The organism is Synechococcus sp. RS9909, assembly GCF_014279595.1.
Classification (GTDB): domain Bacteria; phylum Cyanobacteriota; class Cyanobacteriia; order PCC-6307; family Cyanobiaceae; genus Synechococcus_C.
Window position 1 is genome coordinate 1,942,791 of the sequence record NZ_CP047943.1, and the last position, 17,199, is coordinate 1,959,989.

General features: G+C 64.2%; 22 protein-coding genes and 2 tRNA genes. 13 read left to right on the plus strand and 11 right to left on the minus strand.

Annotated features, from left to right (window positions below):
• Nucleotides 1-134: 134 nt before the first annotated feature.
• The gene (locus tag SynRS9909_RS10225) at nucleotides 135-947 is read left to right on the plus strand and encodes a hypothetical protein (protein WP_007101816.1); all 813 of its coding nucleotides are present in this window, start codon (nucleotides 135-137) and stop codon (nucleotides 945-947) included.
• On the opposite strand, the gene SynRS9909_RS10230 is transcribed toward SynRS9909_RS10225, so the two are convergent.
• Nucleotides 892-1,218, minus strand: coding sequence for a hypothetical protein (locus tag SynRS9909_RS10230; protein ID WP_007101815.1), 327 nt, complete (start codon nucleotides 1,216-1,218; stop codon nucleotides 892-894). The two genes, SynRS9909_RS10225 and SynRS9909_RS10230, sit on opposite strands and share 56 nt — an antisense overlap.
• Nucleotides 1,219-1,276: 58 nt before the next feature.
• Between SynRS9909_RS10230 and xth the strand changes: the two genes are divergently transcribed.
• On the plus strand, nucleotides 1,277-2,107 hold the full coding sequence (gene xth, locus SynRS9909_RS10235; RefSeq protein WP_007101814.1) for an exodeoxyribonuclease III: 831 nt from the start codon (nucleotides 1,277-1,279) through the stop codon (nucleotides 2,105-2,107).
• Nucleotides 2,108-2,118: 11 nt separating this feature from the next.
• On the opposite strand, the gene SynRS9909_RS10240 is transcribed toward xth, so the two are convergent.
• Nucleotides 2,119-3,579 carry an FAD-linked oxidase C-terminal domain-containing protein gene (locus SynRS9909_RS10240; protein ID WP_007101813.1) on the minus strand — a complete coding sequence of 487 codons (1,461 nt, stop codon included), beginning with the start codon at nucleotides 3,577-3,579 and terminating at the stop codon, nucleotides 2,119-2,121.
• 136 nt (nucleotides 3,580-3,715) lie between these two features.
• Here SynRS9909_RS10240 and hemL point away from each other — a divergent pair, with 136 nt between their 5' ends.
• Both hemL and SynRS9909_RS10250 read left to right on the plus strand, forming a co-directional pair.
• Nucleotides 3,716-5,017, plus strand: coding sequence for a glutamate-1-semialdehyde 2,1-aminomutase (gene hemL, locus SynRS9909_RS10245; RefSeq protein WP_007101812.1), 1,302 nt, complete (start codon nucleotides 3,716-3,718; stop codon nucleotides 5,015-5,017).
• A gap of 40 nt (nucleotides 5,018-5,057) precedes the next feature.
• Nucleotides 5,058-6,311: a carbohydrate porin gene (locus SynRS9909_RS10250; RefSeq protein WP_007101811.1), complete on the plus strand. Its 1,254-nt coding sequence runs from the start codon at nucleotides 5,058-5,060 to the stop codon at nucleotides 6,309-6,311.
• Nucleotides 6,312-6,319: 8 nt separating this feature from the next.
• On the opposite strand, the gene SynRS9909_RS10255 is transcribed toward SynRS9909_RS10250, so the two are convergent.
• On the minus strand, nucleotides 6,320-6,817 hold the full coding sequence (locus SynRS9909_RS10255) for a YajQ family cyclic di-GMP-binding protein (protein WP_007101810.1): 498 nt from the start codon (nucleotides 6,815-6,817) through the stop codon (nucleotides 6,320-6,322).
• A 54-nt stretch (nucleotides 6,818-6,871) separates the two neighbouring features.
• Between SynRS9909_RS10255 and SynRS9909_RS10260 the strand changes: the two genes are divergently transcribed.
• Entirely contained in the window at nucleotides 6,872-7,324 is a 453-nt protein-coding gene (locus SynRS9909_RS10260; protein WP_038001168.1) for an MAPEG family protein, read from the plus strand.
• Here SynRS9909_RS10260 and SynRS9909_RS10265 read toward each other — a convergent pair.
• Nucleotides 7,321-8,235: an SPFH domain-containing protein gene (locus SynRS9909_RS10265; RefSeq protein WP_038001886.1), complete on the minus strand. Its 915-nt coding sequence runs from the start codon at nucleotides 8,233-8,235 to the stop codon at nucleotides 7,321-7,323. The genes SynRS9909_RS10260 and SynRS9909_RS10265 overlap by 4 nt on opposite strands.
• 107 nt (nucleotides 8,236-8,342) lie before the next feature.
• Between SynRS9909_RS10265 and SynRS9909_RS10270 the strand changes: the two genes are divergently transcribed.
• On the plus strand, nucleotides 8,343-8,795 hold the full coding sequence (locus tag SynRS9909_RS10270; protein ID WP_007101807.1) for an NfeD family protein: 453 nt from the start codon (nucleotides 8,343-8,345) through the stop codon (nucleotides 8,793-8,795).
• 1 nt (nucleotide 8,796) lies between these two features.
• Here SynRS9909_RS10270 and SynRS9909_RS10275 read toward each other — a convergent pair whose 3' ends face one another.
• From SynRS9909_RS10275 to ebsA, 3 genes are read right to left on the minus strand one after another with little or no spacing between them, the layout of a single operon-like run.
• Entirely contained in the window at nucleotides 8,797-9,315 is a 519-nt protein-coding gene (locus tag SynRS9909_RS10275) for a hypothetical protein (RefSeq protein ID WP_007101806.1), read from the minus strand.
• A 30-nt stretch (nucleotides 9,316-9,345) separates the two neighbouring features.
• Nucleotides 9,346-10,440, minus strand: coding sequence for a phosphotransacetylase family protein (locus SynRS9909_RS10280; RefSeq protein ID WP_186593720.1), 1,095 nt, complete (start codon nucleotides 10,438-10,440; stop codon nucleotides 9,346-9,348).
• A 33-nt stretch (nucleotides 10,441-10,473) separates the two neighbouring features.
• Nucleotides 10,474-10,905, minus strand: coding sequence for a type IV pilus biogenesis protein EbsA (gene ebsA / locus SynRS9909_RS10285; protein WP_007101804.1), 432 nt, complete (start codon nucleotides 10,903-10,905; stop codon nucleotides 10,474-10,476).
• Nucleotides 10,906-10,916: 11 nt separating this feature from the next.
• Here ebsA and SynRS9909_RS10290 point away from each other — a divergent pair, with 11 nt between their 5' ends.
• Nucleotides 10,917-11,681, plus strand: coding sequence for an SDR family oxidoreductase (locus SynRS9909_RS10290; protein WP_007101803.1), 765 nt, complete (start codon nucleotides 10,917-10,919; stop codon nucleotides 11,679-11,681).
• Here SynRS9909_RS10290 and map read toward each other — a convergent pair.
• Entirely contained in the window at nucleotides 11,659-12,519 is an 861-nt protein-coding gene (gene map / locus SynRS9909_RS10295; RefSeq protein ID WP_007101802.1) for a type I methionyl aminopeptidase, read from the minus strand. The genes SynRS9909_RS10290 and map overlap by 23 nt on opposite strands.
• Before the next feature lie 77 nt (nucleotides 12,520-12,596).
• Here map and SynRS9909_RS10300 point away from each other — a divergent pair, with 77 nt between their 5' ends.
• The 4 genes from SynRS9909_RS10300 (at nucleotide 12,597) to SynRS9909_RS10315 (ending at nucleotide 13,817) form a co-directional block, all read left to right on the plus strand.
• Nucleotides 12,597-12,914, plus strand: coding sequence for a hypothetical protein (locus tag SynRS9909_RS10300; RefSeq protein ID WP_007101801.1), 318 nt, complete (start codon nucleotides 12,597-12,599; stop codon nucleotides 12,912-12,914).
• Nucleotides 12,915-12,947: 33 nt separating this feature from the next.
• A complete protein-coding gene (gene rplS, locus SynRS9909_RS10305; protein WP_007101800.1) occupies nucleotides 12,948-13,457 on the plus strand; it encodes a 50S ribosomal protein L19 in 510 nt (169 codons plus the stop codon).
• Between the two features lie 62 nt (nucleotides 13,458-13,519).
• Nucleotides 13,520-13,592 (plus strand) — tRNA-Trp (locus tag SynRS9909_RS10310).
• A 36-nt stretch (nucleotides 13,593-13,628) separates the two neighbouring features.
• A complete protein-coding gene (locus SynRS9909_RS10315) occupies nucleotides 13,629-13,817 on the plus strand; it encodes a hyperconserved protein Hcp (RefSeq protein WP_006043540.1) in 189 nt (62 codons plus the stop codon).
• 15 nt (nucleotides 13,818-13,832) lie between these two features.
• Here SynRS9909_RS10315 and SynRS9909_RS10320 read toward each other — a convergent pair whose 3' ends face one another.
• Nucleotides 13,833-14,012 (minus strand): hypothetical protein, encoded by a 180-nt coding sequence (locus tag SynRS9909_RS10320; RefSeq protein ID WP_162858319.1) that lies wholly within the window; start codon nucleotides 14,010-14,012, stop codon nucleotides 13,833-13,835.
• 130 nt (nucleotides 14,013-14,142) lie between these two features.
• On the opposite strand from SynRS9909_RS10320, the gene SynRS9909_RS10325 reads away from it, so the two are divergent.
• Nucleotides 14,143-14,216 (plus strand) — tRNA-Asp (locus SynRS9909_RS10325).
• A 20-nt stretch (nucleotides 14,217-14,236) separates the two neighbouring features.
• Complete coding sequence (gene gltX / locus SynRS9909_RS10330; protein WP_038001164.1) at nucleotides 14,237-15,673, plus strand: glutamate--tRNA ligase; 1,437 nt, start codon at nucleotides 14,237-14,239, stop codon at nucleotides 15,671-15,673.
• On the opposite strand, the gene SynRS9909_RS10335 is transcribed toward gltX, so the two are convergent.
• Nucleotides 15,623-16,909 (minus strand): sodium:proton antiporter, encoded by a 1,287-nt coding sequence (locus SynRS9909_RS10335; RefSeq protein ID WP_007101797.1) that lies wholly within the window; start codon nucleotides 16,907-16,909, stop codon nucleotides 15,623-15,625. The two genes, gltX and SynRS9909_RS10335, sit on opposite strands and share 51 nt — an antisense overlap.
• Nucleotides 16,899-17,144, minus strand: a complete 246-nt coding sequence (locus SynRS9909_RS10340) for a hypothetical protein (protein WP_007101796.1) — start codon at nucleotides 17,142-17,144, stop codon at nucleotides 16,899-16,901. The genes SynRS9909_RS10335 and SynRS9909_RS10340 overlap by 11 nt, the downstream gene beginning before the upstream one ends.
• Between the last annotated feature and the right edge of the window lie 55 nt (nucleotides 17,145-17,199).

Sequence of the window (17,199 nt, forward strand, 5' to 3'; positions counted from 1 at the left end):
GGAAAAGGGGCATCCACAAGCCCGGATCAACTGTAGCCAGGCCGAGGTGACCATCCCACACTGGTTGGCGTCAGCGATGCGAATCAACCGTTGTGGCAGGAGGGAGTGGGCGGACGCGTGCATGGAGCCGCTGGATGCTGGTGGCTGGCCTGGCGATCGCCGCTGGCGGTGGCTGGTTGCTCCTCCAGATGGTTCACCCCCCGTCCCTGCAATCCGCGCAATCCGCCACCCGGGCCCAGCTCGACCAGCAGGTGCAGGAGCAGCTGCGACGTCGACGCCGCAACGCCCTGCCTCCGGACGAGGAACGGCGCTTGCTGGAGCGCCTGATCGCGCTGGGCCGGAGCCGCGACGGCATCGCACTGGTGCAAGACCAGCTCAAGCAGCAGCCAAAAGATTGGCGCTGGCGCCTGCTGCTCAGTGAGCTGATGCGACGCTCCGGACAGCAGAACGCTGCCGACCGCGAACTGGCCCTGCTGCTGCGCCTGCACCCTGAGCAGGAAGAGGTTCTCAAGGTGGCGTCTTTGAACGATCTCAACCGCGGCCGCAGCAAGGTGGCGATCGAACGGGTGAAGCGCCGCTTCGACGCCCGCCCCCCAGGGCAACGCCTCAAACTCGGGCTGCTGCTGGCGGATCTGCAGCGCCAATCCGGTCAGGTGAAGGACGCCACCACGACCTATCAGCAGTTAGCCAAAGAGAATGGTTTGGATCCACGGCCACTCCTGGCCCTGGCCTTGATCCGTCAGGAACAGGGCCAGGGCGCGGCAGCCCAGGAGCTTCTGGCTCAGGCGCAACGGCGGCAGAGCCCCGAGCAAGCTTCCCAACGCCCCTTAGCCGGGCTGGCCGCTCGCTGGGCCCTGCTGTCGGCACGGAGCACCACGAACCTGAAGGCGCTCAAGGCTGGGGCAACGGACCAGGCTGGGCAGGCGCCTCCGTCTGATACCCCTTGAGGGCGGCATCGATCGCGTCGGCGGGATCGGTGGCATCACTCATGGAGGTGGCCCGCCGCAGACGGTTGATCAGATCCATCGGATTGGTGGCATCCAGCGGACTGGTGCTGTCGTTTTGCCCGGGAACCGTGTTGTAGATCTCCCGTTCCTGCGGCGTCTGATAACCACCCATGGGGCTCTGGGCATGGGCGGCCTCCATGACAACAAGCAGTCCTGTCACAGCCAGTCCCAGGAGCATGCCGGTCCTGGGCAGCATCTGAACGGCGCGCATGGTTCTCTGCTTCAGGAGCCGCTAAATGCTAAGGGTCAACCACTGAATCTGAACCTCCGTGCGGATCGCCAGCTGGAACGTCAATTCCTTGCGCACCCGCCTCGACCATGTCCTGAACTGGTTGAACGCAGCCCAGCCCGATCTGCTCTGCCTGCAGGAAACGAAAGTGGCCGACCCCCAGTTCCCGCTGGAGGCCTTCACAAGCCGCGGCTGGCAGGCGACCGTTCATGGCCAAAAGGCCTACAACGGCGTCGCCCTGGTGAGCCGGACGCCCCTCGAGGATGTGCGCCTCGGCTTCTCCGGTGAACTGGCTGACGAGGAGGCCGAGGAGCTCGGCACGCAGAAACGGGTGATCAGCGCGCTGCTCGATGGCGTGCGCGTGGTGAATCTGTATGTGCCGAATGGATCAAGTCTCAAATTGGAGAAATACCCCTACAAACTGCGTTGGCTCGCCTGCCTGCAGCGCTATCTCCAGCGGCCGCAGGAACGGGGTGAGCCCCTCTGCGTGGTCGGCGACTTCAACATCGCCCTCGAATCGCGCGACATGCACGACCCGGATCGGCTCACCGGCGGAATCATGGCGAGTGAACCGGAGCGGGCCGCCCTCAAAGCCGCCCTCGGCGACACCCTGCACGATGTCTTCCGGGTGTTTGAACCCGACACGGGGCACTGGAGCTGGTGGGATTACCGCAGCGGTGCCTGGGATCGCGACCGGGGCTGGCGCATCGATCATATTTATCTCTGCGACGAGCTGCTCGCCCGGGCCCGGGGCTGCCTGATCCACAAACAGGAGCGGGGGCGGGATCAGCCCAGTGACCATGCCCCGGTGGTGGCGGATCTCTGCTGGCCTCCAGAGGAGGACGGCGACAGCGATGAATGGAACCTCTAGGCCTGAAACCTCTAGAAAGCGACGAGATTCGGATCCGTGATCGTCAGCTCCACCCGGCGTCGGGCCGACTCCGCGCAGCTGATGGGGGTGGGAAAGATCTTGCCAGGGTTGGCCAGCCCACAGGGATCGAAGGCCAGGCGCACCCGGCGCATCGTTGCCAGATCATCCGGGCTGAACATCCAATCGAGATAGCAGCGCTTGTCGGCGCCGACGCCATGCTCTCCGGTGATGCTGCCTCCAACATCCAGGCAGGCCCTCAGGATCGCCGCCGCCAGCTCCTTGACGCGGCCCCTGACACCGGGCTCATCGCGTTTGTAGAGGATCAACGGATGGAGATTGCCATCGCCCGCGTGGAACACGTTGGCCACCGGCAGGTCATGGTCACGACTGAGGGCACCAATCGCCGCCAGCACGGCGGGCAGGCTGCTGCGAGGCACGACACCATCCTGCACGTAATAGGTGGGAGAGATCTGGCCGACGGCGGCAAACGCTGATTTACGCCCCTTCCACAGCTGGGCGCGATCGGCCGCGTCGTCAGCCCGACGCACGCCACGGGCCCCCGCCTGACGGCAGAGCGCGGAGGCTCGCTCCGCCGCCACGGCCACCTCGGCAGCCTGACCATCGAGCTCGATCAGGAGCACCGCCGCCGCATCGCGGGGGTATTCGTCATGGCCGAACAGGTCATTGACGGCCTGAATCATGAAGTTATCCATGATCTCCATGCCCGCCGGCAGAACGCCCGTCGCCGTCACCTGCCGCACCGCTTCCCCGGCCGCCTCGGTGGTGGAGAAATCCGCCAACAGCACACACACCGTTTCCGGTGCCCGCAACAGGCGCAGGGTGATCGCCGTGGCAATCCCAAGCGTGCCCTCACTGCCGATGAAGGCTCCGCGCAAATCCAACTCCGCCGCCTCCACCAGGCCATGGCCCAGATGGGTGAGCGTGCCATCGGGAAGCACCACCTCCAGCCCGAGCACGTGATTGCTGGTGACGCCGTATTTGAGGCAATGCACCCCACCGGAGTTCTCCGCCACGTTGCCGCCGATGCTGCACACCACCTGGCTGGAGGGATCGGGCGCGTAATAGAAGCCATCGCCGGCCACCGCCCGGGTCACCCAGCTGTTGATCACGCCCGGTTCCACCGTGATCGTCTGATTGGCCAGATCCACCGCAAGAATGCGACGCATGCGGCTGGTGATCACCAGCAGCGCCTCCTCCTCCACGAGAGCGCCGCCGGAGAGACCGGTGCCACTGCCCCGGGCCACAAAGGGAATGCGGTGGTGGTGGCAGCAGGCCAGGATCTCGGCCACCTCCTCCCGGGTACGCGGCAAGACGGCCAGGGGCGGAGCATGGCGATCCAGCGTCAGCCCGTCGCAGTCGTAGGCGAGGAGCTCCTGCCGGCGTCGAACCACAGCATTGGCGGGAAGCCGACGGCTGAGATCACGGTCCAGGGCAGCCCAGTCGTGCGGCAAGGACGTCACCGATGTCTGGCTCAACTTAAGGAGAAGCGCGACCGCCGAGCCAGGTCTCAGTCACAGATCGGACGCATCTGTCCGTTTTGGGTCAGGATGGCGCACGGTTTGCATCAGCCCTTTGGCTCCCGTCCCCGTGACAGCTCCCACCCTGAACACCTCCCGCTCCCAGGCCATCTTCAGCGCCGCCCAGGCCCTGATGCCCGGTGGCGTGAGCTCTCCGGTGCGGGCGTTCAAGTCGGTGGGCGGCCAGCCAATCGTGTTCGATCGGGTGAAGGGCTCCTACGCCTGGGACGTGGACGGCAACAAATACATCGATTACATCGGCAGTTGGGGGCCAGCCATCTGCGGCCATGCCCACCCCGAGGTGATCAGTGCCCTTCAGGAAGCGATCGAGAAGGGCACCAGTTTCGGAGCCCCCTGCGAACTGGAGAACACCCTGGCGTCCAGGGTGATCGATGCTGTACCCAGCGTTGAAATGGTGCGCTTCGTGAACAGCGGCACCGAGGCCTGCATGGCGGTGCTGCGGCTGATCCGCGCCTTCACTGGACGCGACAAGGTGATCAAGTTTGAAGGCTGCTACCACGGCCATGCCGACATGTTCCTGGTGAAGGCCGGCTCAGGTGTGGCCACCCTGGGCCTTCCCGATTCCCCGGGGGTGCCGCGCAGCACGACAGCCAACACCCTCACCGCCCCTTACAACGACCTGGAAGCGGTCAAGCAGCTGTTTGCGGAGAACCCTGAGGCCATTGCCGGCGTGATCCTTGAGCCGATCGTCGGCAATGCCGGCTTCATCACGCCGGAGCCCGGATTTCTGGAAGGTCTGCGCGAAATCACCAAGGAGCACGGTGCTCTGCTTGTGTTCGATGAAGTGATGACCGGCTTCCGCATCAGCTACGGCGGTGCCCAGGCCCACTTCGGCGTCACACCCGACCTCACGACCATGGGCAAGGTGATCGGTGGTGGGCTTCCGGTCGGTGCCTACGGCGGCCGTCGGGAGATCATGGAGATGGTGGCTCCCGCAGGCCCGATGTATCAGGCGGGCACCCTCAGTGGCAACCCTCTGGCGATGACCGCCGGCATCAAGACCCTCGAGCTGTTGAAGCAACCCGGCAGCTACGAGAAGCTCGCTGCCACCACAGAGCGCCTGATCAGCGGGATCATCGAGGCCGCTGGTGCTGCCGGCCTGCCGATCACCGGTGGCAGCGTCAGCGCCATGTTCGGGTTCTTCCTCTGTGATGGGCCCGTGCGCAACTTCGAAGAAGCGAAAACCGCCGATACCGAGCGTTTCGGTCGCCTCCACCGAGCCATGCTCCAACGCGGTGTGTATCTGGCACCCAGCGCCTTTGAAGCCGGTTTCACCTCGCTGGCCCACAGCGAAGCCGACATCGATGCCACCCTGCAGGCCTTCCGCGAAACTTTTGCGGAAATCGCCTGACACCTGACATCCTGGCGCTGCCCTGTTGCCGATCTGAGGCATGCGCCGCCTGCTGACCCGCCTTCTGGCATCGACTTCAGTGGGCTTTCTCAGCCTGCTCAGCCCTGCCCAAGCCGGTCCAATCCAGACGCTGCTGGGCCTGCCCGACTGGGTCGACTTCAGTGTCGACTACACCACCGAACCGATGGGCGGCCTGATGGGGGGGCTCGAACCCTCTGCCGCCACCTGGTTCCAGGAGACCGTTGTCGGCCTGTCTATTGGTAGTGGCCTGAACAAACCAGAGGCGAACTGGCAGGAAATTGATCACTGGCAGGTGAATCTGGAACTCACTAATGCGGCTGGAGACCCGAATCTCAACACGGAGCTGGGATCCGCCTTCACCCTGCAGACCCTGGTGATTCCAGTCGGCACCTGGATCACGGAAGCCAACATCAGCCGAGATCGCGGTGACAGCTGGTGGAGCGCCCAGGCCGGCCTGATGTCAATGGATCCGGAATTTCTCGTCGCTCCTGCCTACAACAACTACATCAACTCCACCCTGAACAACACCCTCAACCTGCTGGTGGTGGGGCTGCCGATCAATCCCTTCGTGACGCCGGGCGTGACCGTGGCCGCCCACAGCGCGTCTCTCGGAGAGCTGCGCTACGGCTACTTCTATCTCAATCCTGAGACCAGCATTGCCGCCAGTTTGGGCACGGATCCAGAGCAGCCAGACGTGGAGGGCGGGATGCAGGCACTGCAATGGCAGATCAACCCGTTGCGCAAACGCCAGGATCTGTTTGAGCCCATCAAGATCCGCAACAGCAAGGTCACCGTGGCTCGTCAGTTGCCGCTGCCACTGATGCAGCTCGGTGGCTATTTCGCATCCACCAAGCTGATGGTGAATGATGCCGGCACGATTGGCAATGGCATCAACCGCGGCATCTACGGTTCACTCACCTGGCCGATTGAGTTTCCGGTGGGTCTCGACAACCGGGTATGGATAGCCGGCTCCCTTGGACTGGATCCCGACAACAACCCGGTTCCTACCTATGGCGCCGGGGGCTGGCTGTCCCAGGGTGTGCTGCCCAACCGCCCCCTGGATGTGCTCGCCCTGGGCCTGACCCGCAGCAGCTTCAGCCCCACACTCACACCTGGAGTGACCTATGAAGGCGTCATCGAACTGAATTATTCGATCTACATCTCCGATGTGGTGCAGGTTCAGCCTGTGATGCAATGGCTGATCAATCCATCTGGCAGCGGCGAGGTTCCGGGAGTCTGGGCCGGCGGCGTGCAGATCAACTTGAATCTGTAGGGCTCGAGTCAGCGATAGTTCTCAAACTGCAGGGGCACATCCAGTTCCTCTTCCTTTGTTTTGAGCAACTGAATCGCCTGTTGCAAGTCGTCTTTGCTTTTGCCGGTGATGCGCAGACTTTCCCCCTGAATTGCCACCGTCACCTTCTTGAGCTCATCGCGCACGATCTTGCTGAGCTTCTTGGCAAGCTCCTGGCTGAGCCCCTTGCGCAGCTTCACCACCTGCTTCACCCGATTTCCACCCACGGCCTCCGGCGTCTGGAAATCAAAGATCTTGAGAGACAGAGTCCGCTTCGTTGCTTTGGTACGCAGCACATCCTCTACCGCCTGCAGGGTCATGTCGCTGGCTGTGGTGATCACCACTTCGGTTTCCTCCAGCTCGATCTCCGTTCCGGAATCCTTGAGGTCGTAGCGCTGACTCACATCCCGCCGCACCTGATCCAGGGTGTTCACCAGCTCCTGACGGTCGAAATCCGAAACCACGTCGAAGGAGTAGGTGCTGGCCATGGCGTCTGTACCGGTTGCCCGCAGCTTAGAAAAGGGCACTGCAGCTGGCTGCCGATGGCTTTGATCAACCTGTTCACCGCGTCCGATGCGGCCCCGTTCGCCTGGTCTCTGGTGCTCGCCGGAGCCGTGGTGGTGCTGAGCATCGTGCCCCTGGGCGCCGCCCGCTCCCAGGCGGATTTCACCATGGCCGACATGGGTGCTCCCCGGGCGATGTTTGACCGCCTCCCCGCCTGGGGACAACGGGCCAGCTGGGCCCATCAAAACAGCTTCGAAGCCTTCAGCCTCCACGCCCCCGCAGCCCTGCTCGCCCTGATCGCCGCCCTGCACACTGGCCCACTTCCGGTCGTCGCCATCGGCGCTGCAGTGCTGCAACCGCTGCTGCGGCTCCTCTACATCGGCGCCTACGTGGGCAATGTGCCCCCCCTGCGAGGGCTCTGCTGGGCCAGCGCCCTCTTCTGCACAGGTCTGCTCTATGTGGAGGGGCTCAGGGCTCTGATCCAGGCCTAACTCTGACCTTGCTGAAACTGCTTCAGGGCTGCGAGCAAGGACGCCGGTGACTGGGGATCCACCATCAGCACACTGCCGGCGGGGGCGTCGGCCAGCTGTTCACCCATGGCCATCCAGTCTTTGGCGAGCATCAGACGCATCGCCTCCGCCGCCTTGGGATTCGCCTCCAGGGCACGGGCGAGCTCCAACGCCGCCTCCGCCTTGGCCTTTGCAAGAAGTTCCTGCTGTTTCACCTGGGCCTCCGACTCCAGAAGCAACGCCTCCTTCTGGGCTCTGGCAGCCAACACCAGCGCCTCCGCCCGGCCGCGCGCTTCGTTCAACTGGGCTTCCTTTTCCCCCTCGGAGCGCAGAATCGCCGCCCGTTTCTCCCGCTCCGCCGTCATCTGCGCCTCCATCGCCTGCTGCACTCCCGCTGACGGATTGATGTCGCGCATCTCCACGCGGGTCACCTTCACCCCCCAGGGATCGGTCGCCTCATCCAGCTCCTTCAGCAGCAGCTCATTCACCTCACTGCGCGTTGTGAAGGTCTGATCGAGATCGAGCTTGCCCATTTCGGCACGGATCTGGGTCAACACCAGATTCACCATGGCCGCCTGCAGATTGTCGACGGCGTAATACGCCCGGGCGTGCTCCAGGAGCTGCCAGTACACCACGGCATCCACCTCGATCGAGACGTTGTCGCGGGTGATGCAGAGCTGGGGAGGGATGTCCAGCACCCGCTCCTTGAGCGATTCATGGCTCACCACCTTCTCCACCACGGGCAACACGAAGGAGAGGCCCGGTTGCAGCTCGCGGTCGTATTTGCCCAACCGCTCCACCAACCTGGAGCGTCCGCCGCTGGTGACCTTCACGCTGCCGCCACCGAGCAGAGCAAGCAGCACCAGGGCGGGCAATCCCAAAAAGACGTCCATCACGCGCTCCATCCGTATCCGGACCCTACGGATGGCATCGCGCCGGGGCAACTGCCTGCCGATCGCTGCCCCAGGCAGCAGAGTGTGAAGGTCTGGCTCCCCTCTCAATGGCTGCGTTCTGGGTGCCCCTGATCTGGCTGCTGCTGGCCGGTGTGCTGCTGATCCTGGAATTGGTGCAACCCAGCTTCGATGGACTGATGTTTGCCGCCCTGGCGGCACTGCTGCTCTCACTGCTCACCGCACTGGCCTCCGTGCCCATCGGGATCCAGATCGGACTGTTCGTGCTGTTCACCGTGATCGGCACCGTGTGGCTGAGCCGCTGGTCGGCCCGGCGCAATCCCCGCCCGGGGCAGGCACGGCAACGGGAGGATCTGGCTGAAGTGATCACGCCGTTCCCGGCCGGCGGTGAAGGGCGCGTGCGCTGGCATGGCCAGAGCTGGGCCGCCAGCTCCCTCGACCTCGACCGACCGATCGCCCTGGGCGAACACGTGGTGGTGGCCGGCCGCGACGGCAACCGACTTCAGGTGATGGCCCACCTGCCGAGGCTCTCAGACCCCTGAATCAATCGAAGAAGAGAAGACTCACCACCTTGCCCATGTCTTCCGCACTGCGGCAGCTGTTGAGCAGGGTCTCGCTGTCGTGAAACGCCAGGCAGATCAATTGATCGCAGCGGCTGATGATGTCTTGATTGCAGCGACTGCTCGCCATCGGCAGAGGCAGATCATCGTGTTCCGGTTTCTCAATGAGATGGAGCACCCGGTCGAGCTGATCACGAATCTCGGGGGCCTGCCTCTCCAGGCTCTGAGGCAGCAGCACGGTGAGACGGGCCGGATCCACCTCAAGCACGCCGCGGATCACAGCCGCATTCACCCCCTGGGCCCCGGACGTGATCAGGGAATGACCTTCCTGTGCCAGGGAACGGGCGATCAATTCGATCAGATGGATGGCCACCACCGGCACATGACGGCTGCCGAGGATGGCGATCCGACGTTTGCCCTTGTCCTGAAGCAGGGCCAGTTCCTGGGCGAGGGTGTCAACCCGATCGAGGGCAGGAAGGTCTAGGGAGCGGCTCAATGACATCCCGCCGATGTGAATCTGAAGCTAGCAGTGTCAGCGGGATGGCAAGCCAAGGGCGGAGCACATCTGCTCGAGCTGACAATGCTCTTCCACGAGACGGAAGGCATAGGTGGCCTTGACCGCCTCATGCAAACGCACATGCCCAAAGGCCTGCTCGATCACTTCCACAGTGGCCAGGGTGTCGTGGTCGACCTTCAGCAAGGGCACTTCGAGCTCATCGGCACGACTGATCAACTGGGGCAGAGGTTCGCCCGCACCGGTGAGGATCAGGCACTGGGTGGAGGCCTCCAAGGCCGCCAGCTGAATATCAGTGCGATCAGCGCCGGTCACCACCGCCATGTTGCGACGACGCCGGAAAAACTCCATCGCTGAATTCACGTTCATGGCGCCGATGCTCAGCGTCTCGACCAACAGCTCCAGGCGCTCCTCACAACAGATCACCCGCGCATCAAGGCGGCGCACCAACTCGCCCACTGTGACACTGCGCAGCAGCGGCGATCGGGGCATCACCCCGAACACCACAAGCCCCAGCGCTTGCAGTGCTGGCACCACATGACGCTGCAGCTCGTCCACCTCATCGGGGGTCACCGCATTGAGCACGATGCCCACCAGGCGATCACCCAACTGCTCCCGGGCGGCGAGCAACGCCTCCACACTGCGGCTGTCCTGCCAGAGATGCACCAACACCACCGGAGCTTCAAGGCCATGGGCCAGTTGCACAAGGCTGAGCCCGTAGAGCAGGCCCTCATGAAGGCTTCCGGCCGCTTCGAGCAAGGTCACAGCCTCGCCGCACTGGGCCAGATCCTGCCGGAGCCGCTGGAAGCCCTCGCCCGCATCGAGCTCCGCCTGAGCGAGGCGAGACTCGGCAGTGAGAGGTGAGAGCAGGTGGAGCGAGGGAATGAGCTGATCCTCTGCCAAACCGAGCGTGCTGCCCACGAAGCGCACGTCGTCGTCAATCAAGGGGTCGGGCAGGGGCCCATCGGCCGGAGTCCAGTCGAAGCTGGTGGCCAGTGGCTTGCCGAAACGGACGGGATGGCCGCCGGCGGCCAGGTGTCGGGCCAGACCCAGCACCAGGGCTGACTTGCCGCTGAAGGGCTCACAGGATCCGATCAGCAAGGTGTTGCCCATGACCGGCCCCAGATGTGCATTCAGCCCGTCAATTTAATGGGCCTGTGGGGCTTCGTTCCGTTCAACAAGGCTGGAATCAGCCAGGCCGCGTTCCAGCGAAGCCTCCAGAAGCAGCCACTGCCAGAATTGATCGGAGAGGTCGGGCGCTCCGTCGCCTTCGGATTGGAGCTCCATCAACCAGACGATGAGCTGATGGGCCGCCAGATTGAAGCGAAACCAACGGGGTGGCTCGACCTGCAGCGTCAGGGTGCAGGCGCTGATCAGCAGGGGAGCCTCCACCACCTGCCACTGGAGCCGAAAGTGATGACCGGGCGCCCCCACCAGCGGCCGAATCCCGTTGACATGACCACTGGGCCACAGCTCCAGGGCCCTGCGCAACTCGCGTTCCACACGGCGACCGCCGCAATAGGGCGCATACAGCGCGACCTGGGCTTCGATCGAAGGGGTGAGCAAGGATTCCGCCAATCCCACAAAGCATGCCCCAAGCTGGAGTGATGGCCCAGAGCGATGCCGCCCCAATCTCCCAACACCAGCGGCGCTGGCAGGGCCGAAGGGTGGGCATCACCGGCGCCCGCGGCGCCCTCGGTCAGGCCCTGGCCCGGCGCTTCCGCGCCCGCGGCGCCCATGTGGTGGGCCTGACCCACAGTGAACCACCCTCCCAGCCAGAGCAGGAATGGGTGCGCTGGCAATGCGGCCAGGAGGAGGCACTCCTGCCTGTGCTGCGCGACCTGGACGTGCTGGTGCTCAACCACGGAATCAATCCCGGGGGAGATCAAAGCAAGGCCAGCCTGAACAGCAGCCTGGAGATCAATGCCCTCAGCAGCTGGCGACTGCTGGAGCTCTTCGAAGCGAGTGCCGCTGAAGTTGGTGCCACGCCGCGGCCGCGGGAGCTCTGGGTGAACACCTCGGAAGCTGAGATTCAGCCGGCCCTCAGTCCAGCCTATGAACTGAGCAAACGCCTGATCGGACAGTTGGTGAGCCTGCGCTGGAGTGCGTATCGGCGCCAGCCCCAGTCGAACCTGATTCTGCGCAAGTTGGTGCTCGGCCCGTTCCGATCCGAGCTCAATCCGATCGGCCTGATGTCGGCCGACTGGGTCGCCGGCCAGATCCTTGCCCAATCCGAGCTGGGCCTGCGGCTGGTGATCGTGACCCCAAATCCGCTCACTTACCTGGTCATGCCCCTCAGTGAACTGGGGCGGGCGGTTTACAACCGCCTGGTCAGCTCTCCCCCCGATCGGTGAGGATCTCGCAGCCGTCGGAGGTCACCACGATGGTGTGCTCCCACTGGGCGGAGAGGCTGCCGTCCCGGGTGACCACGGTCCAACGATCCTTGAGGGTGCGGCAGCGTTTGCTGCCTGCGTTGAGAATCGGCTCCACCGCGAGGGTCATGCCGGGCCGCAGGGTGACATTCGGCAGATCGTTGGTGCGGAAATTGAACACCGACGGTTCTTCGTGGAGATTGCGACCGACGCCATGGCCGGTGTAGTCCTCCACCACGCTGTAGCCATGCGCTTTGACGTGATCTTCCACAGCGCCGGCGATATCCAGCAGCGTGTTGCCCGCTTTGATCTGTCCCAGGCCGGCCATCAGAGACTCCTGCGCCACCCGGCTCAGGGTGCGGGCTTCTTCCGGTACGTCGCCAACGCAGATCGTGACGCAACTGTCACCGTGGTAGCCGTCGAAATAGGCACCCGTGTCGACCTTGAGCAGATCACCCGAGCGGATGACGCGCCTGGCACTGGGGATGCCGTGCACCACCTCATCGTTGATGCTGGCGCAGATGCTCGCGGGGAAACCGTGATACCCCTTGAAGCTGGGGGTGGCTCCCATGGCGCGAATGCGACTCTCGGCGATGGCATCGAGGTCGGCGGTGGTCTGGCCTGGCTCCACGGCCGCCATGATCTCCCGGAGCACCGTGGCGACGATCTTGCTGGCCTGGGCCATGATCTTGAGTTCCCTCGCCGACTTCACTTCCACTCCACGACGCTGCTGAATGCGGGGACCGGTGGCTGTGGCTTTTGCACGGGCAGGTGCTTGCGCTCCGTTGGACGCCGCCAGAAGGTCTGCAAACAGATTCATCAAGACGCAGGTGGTGGGGTCTCGGCAGAGTCGCCTTGGCGTCACGCTATCAATGTCGACGACCAACGTGACTGGTGATGGCCTGGCTCAAGCACGTGCGTCAGTGGCACCGCTGGCTGGCACCGTTCGTGCTGCTGCCCCTGCTGCTCACCCTCAGTTCGGGGATGGCGTATCGGCTCGCCCGCGACTGGGGTGGGGCGAGCAGGGATCAGGTGCACTGGCTGATGGCCCTGCATGAGGGGGAGTGGCTCGGCGCCGATCTGGAGCCCTTCGTGGTGCTGCTCAACGCCCTCGGCCTTCTCTGGATGCTCGTCACGGGCGCCACCCTTCTGCTTCAGAGCTGGAAGCGACAGTCGCCACCACGAGCCACCAGGGCTGGAGGCACGAAAGGGTAAGCTGGTTGTTTGGCGTGATTACCCGGAGCTGGGATGGCAGCGGACCCTAACGAGACCACCGCACAGGAGACAGCCGCCGAGGTGGCAACAGCGGCAAGCGAAGCAAGCGCGACCGCTGGAGATCAAAGCGGGGCTGAGGCCCCTGCACCGAAGGCTGAAACCCCTGCAGCAGCAGCCGTCGCCAAGCTGGGTCCTGAAGCTCTGATTCGGGAATTTGAAGCCGCGCAGCTCAAATCCGATTTACCCGATCTCTACGTCGGCGATACCGTGCGGGTCGGGGTTCGCATCAGCGAGGGCAATAAAGAACGCGTCCAGCCCTACGAGGGTGTGGTGATCGCCAAGCGTCACGGTGGCATCAACGCCACGATCACCGTGCGCCGCATCTTCCAAGGAATTGGTGTGGAGCGGGTGTTCATGTTGCATAGCCCTCAGGTGGCCTCCATCAAGGTGGAGCGCCGGGGTAAAGTGCGCAGGGCGAAGCTTTTTTATCTGCGGGAACGGGTGGGCAAGGCCACCCGCGTGAAGCAGCGCTTCGATCGCTGAGGTTTCGGCCTCGTTCAATCCAGTGCCATCACCTCGATGATGGTCGAGGGGTCCATCGCCTTGCGCCGTTAGTTCAGTTGGTAGAACGCAGGTCTCCAAAACCTGATGTCGGGGGTTCGAGTCCTCCACGGCGCGTCCGATGCCCCCTCATGCAGTTTCCCGGTTTTGAGCATGGAGTTGGATCTTCAACCTGGTGATGTCGTCAAGGTGCTCGAGTCAGCCGCCCTCGGCTGGGTTCGTGCCCGTGTGATCCGTGTCAAATCCGGAGGTCGCGTGGTGGTGCAAAGCGACCAAGGTCGTGAGTTCACAGCCCGTGGCAATCAGGTGCGTTTGATTGAACCGGCAGGATTTCGTCCCTGAGATTCCGGTTGAGCGTCATTGCGATCCATCCTGCTCTTGTCGGGCAGGATTTTTTATGCCGAGGTGTGGGCTGTCGCGACCTGGGCCAAGCGGCACCAGGCCCGCATGCCGTTCCGACAGGTCCCGGTCGTAGTTCAGCGGCGTCAAGCCGCGCCAGAGTGCAAGGCCCAGACAGTTGGCGTAGGTCAGCGTCACCTGGTCCTGCGTACCGGCGCCGCCCAGCCCATCAGTTGACGGAGGGCAGGGCGGAGGTTGATACTACTTTGGTCGCGCAGGCGACACAGGTCAGCTGCTCAAAGCCAGACGCTTTGCTGTTGGTCAGCCTGGGACCGTAGTTCAATTGGTTAGAGCACCGCCCTGTCACGGCGGAAGTTGCGGGTTCGAGCCCCGTCGGTCCCGTTCCAGTTCCCACTCCAGCCGTGTCGGTTCGCGTTCGCCTCGCCCCGAGTCCGACAGGAACCCTGCACATCGGCACGGCCCGTACGGCCGTCTTCAACTGGCTCTTTGCCAGGCGCATGGGTGGAGCCTTCCTACTGCGCATTGAGGACACCGATCGGGAACGATCGAAACCGGAATTCACCGCCAACATCCTCGAGGGGCTGCGCTGGCTGGGTCTCGCTTGGGATGAAGAACCGGTGGTGCAGAGCGAACGACTGGATGCACACCGGGAAGCGATCCAGACCCTGCTCGACCGCGGCCTGGCCTATCGCTGTTACACCAGCGAGGACGAACTCAACGCCCTGCGCGATCAACAACGCGCCTCGGGCCAGGCCCCCCGTTATGACAACCGTCACCGCGATCTGAGTCCTGAGCAGGAGGCCGCCTTCCAGGCGGAGGGGCGTACGGCGGTGATCCGCTTCCGCATCGACGATCAGGCAAGCATCACCTGGTCTGACATGGTGCGCGGTGCCATGCGCTGGAGTGGTTCCGATCTGGGTGGCGACATGGTGATCGCCCGCCGGGCCGCCGCTGATGCCATCGGCGACCCCCTCTACAACCTGGTGGTGGTGGTGGACGATGCGGCCATGGCCATCACCCACGTGATCCGCGGCGAAGACCACATCGCCAACACGGCCAAGCAACTGCTGCTCTACGAAGCCCTCGGCCTCAGCGCACCCCAGTTCGCCCATACCCCCCTGATCCTCAATGCCGAGGGGCGCAAACTCTCCAAACGTGATGGCGTCACCTCGATCAGCGACTTTCGCGCCATGGGCTACACCGCCGAAGCGCTCGCCAACTACATGACCCTGCTCGGCTGGTCGGTGCCCGAGGGGATGGAGGAGCGCTTCAGCCTCACCGAAGCGGCTGCCGCGTTCAGCTTTGAGCGGGTGAACAAGGCCGGCGCCCGTTTCGACTGGGACAAACTCAACTGGCTGAACGCCCAGGTCTTGCACGGCTGGGATGCCGAGCAGCTGCTGATGGCACTCCAGCCCCTCTGGCAGCAGGAAGGCTGGAGCCTGCCTGGCGACGACGGCAGCTGGGGCAGGGACCTGGCCACTCTGCTGGGTCCTTCCCTCACCCTGGTGAATGATGGCGTGGAGCAGGCGCGCCCGTTCTTCGAGGAACCGGCGCTGGAAAGCGATGGTCTGCAGCAACTGGACCAGGACGGTGCCAGGGCGGCCCTTCAGGCCCTGAACAGCCTGCTGGAGTCTTCTCCCTGGGATGGCACCGATAACGGGCGCGGCCAGGAGCTGCTGAAACAGGCGGTGGAGCAGGCCGGTGTGAAAAAGGGGCTGATGATGAAAAGTCTTCGTGCCGCCCTGCTCGGTCGCCTGCAGGGGCCAGACCTGATGACCACCTGGGGCCTACTGGCTCGAATCGGCCACGACCGGCAACGGATCCACCGCTGTTGCTGATCCGTCAGGCGCCTCCCCAGCCCCTGGGGCGTCATCGCCCTCGTCGGCAGCAATCAAACCGAGCCAGTGAGCCAGAGGCTGGGCCGTCAATCCCTGCAGGCCCACCGTCATCAAAATCGTGAGAAACACCAGGCCCTGAAGGCGGCCCGCCCCAAGCACACCCGCCTGCTCCAGACGAATCGCGAACAGCGAAGCCACCGCAGCGGTGACGATGCCCCGTGGCGCCAACCAACCGAGAAACAGGCGCTGACGCCAGTCCAGGGGCAAGCCGATCGTGGCGACACTCACCGCCACCGGTCGCACGAACACCATCAGCACCAACACACAACTGATCCCACCCCAACCGAGCGGACTCAGTTCCGCCCAGGACACATCGGCCGCCAGCAGGGGGAAGAGCATGGTGATCGCCAGTCGAGCCAGTTCCCTGATCAGTTCATCCAGCTGCGCCGCATCAGTGGAGGGGCGACGACCCACCACCACGCCAGCTGCCACCGACGCCGGCAACCCCGACTCGGGCAACAACCACTCACAGGCGCCGAACATCAGGAACAACACCCCGAGGGTGAGCTGCAAGCGCAACCCGACCGATGGATCGGCCTTGAGGCGTCGCAGGGCCTCGGAAAGCAGCCAGCCGCAGGCCAGGCCGATCAGCACCCCGCCGCCGAGGCGCGAGAGCAGACCGATCGCCAGACCCCGCCAGCCATGCAGATCGCCCAGCAGCAATTCGAGCAGCAATAACGCGAGCACCGCCCCCACAGGCTCCAGCACCAGCCCCTCCGCTTCCAGCACATCCCCCAGCGGTGGGGCCAGACGGATCTGCTGCACCAGAGGGGTGACCACCGTGGGCCCTGTCGCGAGCACGATCGCGCTGTACACCGCCGCCACCGACCAGCCCAGCCCAGCAAGCCAATGGGCCGCCAACAGACCGGCGGCGAGAGACAGCAACAACCGGATCAACAAGATCCGCAGCACCGTCGCCTTGATCGTGTCACCCGGTAAGCGCAGATTCAGGCCACCGTCGAAGAGCACCAGGCTCACGAGCAACCCCACCACCGTCTCCAGGCCCTGGCCGAGATCCAGGGGCTCCACCAGGCCCAGGCCGGAGCGACCGATCAACAAGCCCGCCAGAAGCAGCAGCACCACCCCCGGCAAACCGGACAAGGCCGCCAGCAAACGCGCACTGGCGCCGGCAAACACGGTGACGCCCCAGAGCAGTCCCAGCCGCTCAGGTGTCATCGAGGGACGCGAATTGAGGTTCCACGCGCAAACCGGTCACCGCATCGGGCCGCACCACCAGATATTCCCCATCCAGTTCACCGAGGGGAACGTTGATGAAACCGCCCTGGCTCGGCGCATTGACCAATCCCTGATACCACTGCTGGAACTGATCCAATGTGGAGAAATGCACCAGTTCCGTCTGTCCGCCCACCAGATGGAGCGACACGGCATAGCGGCGGGGTTGGCGAGTCATGGGCGAACCGTACCTCCCGGGGGCATCCCGTCAGGATGACGGTTCAAGGCGGCCG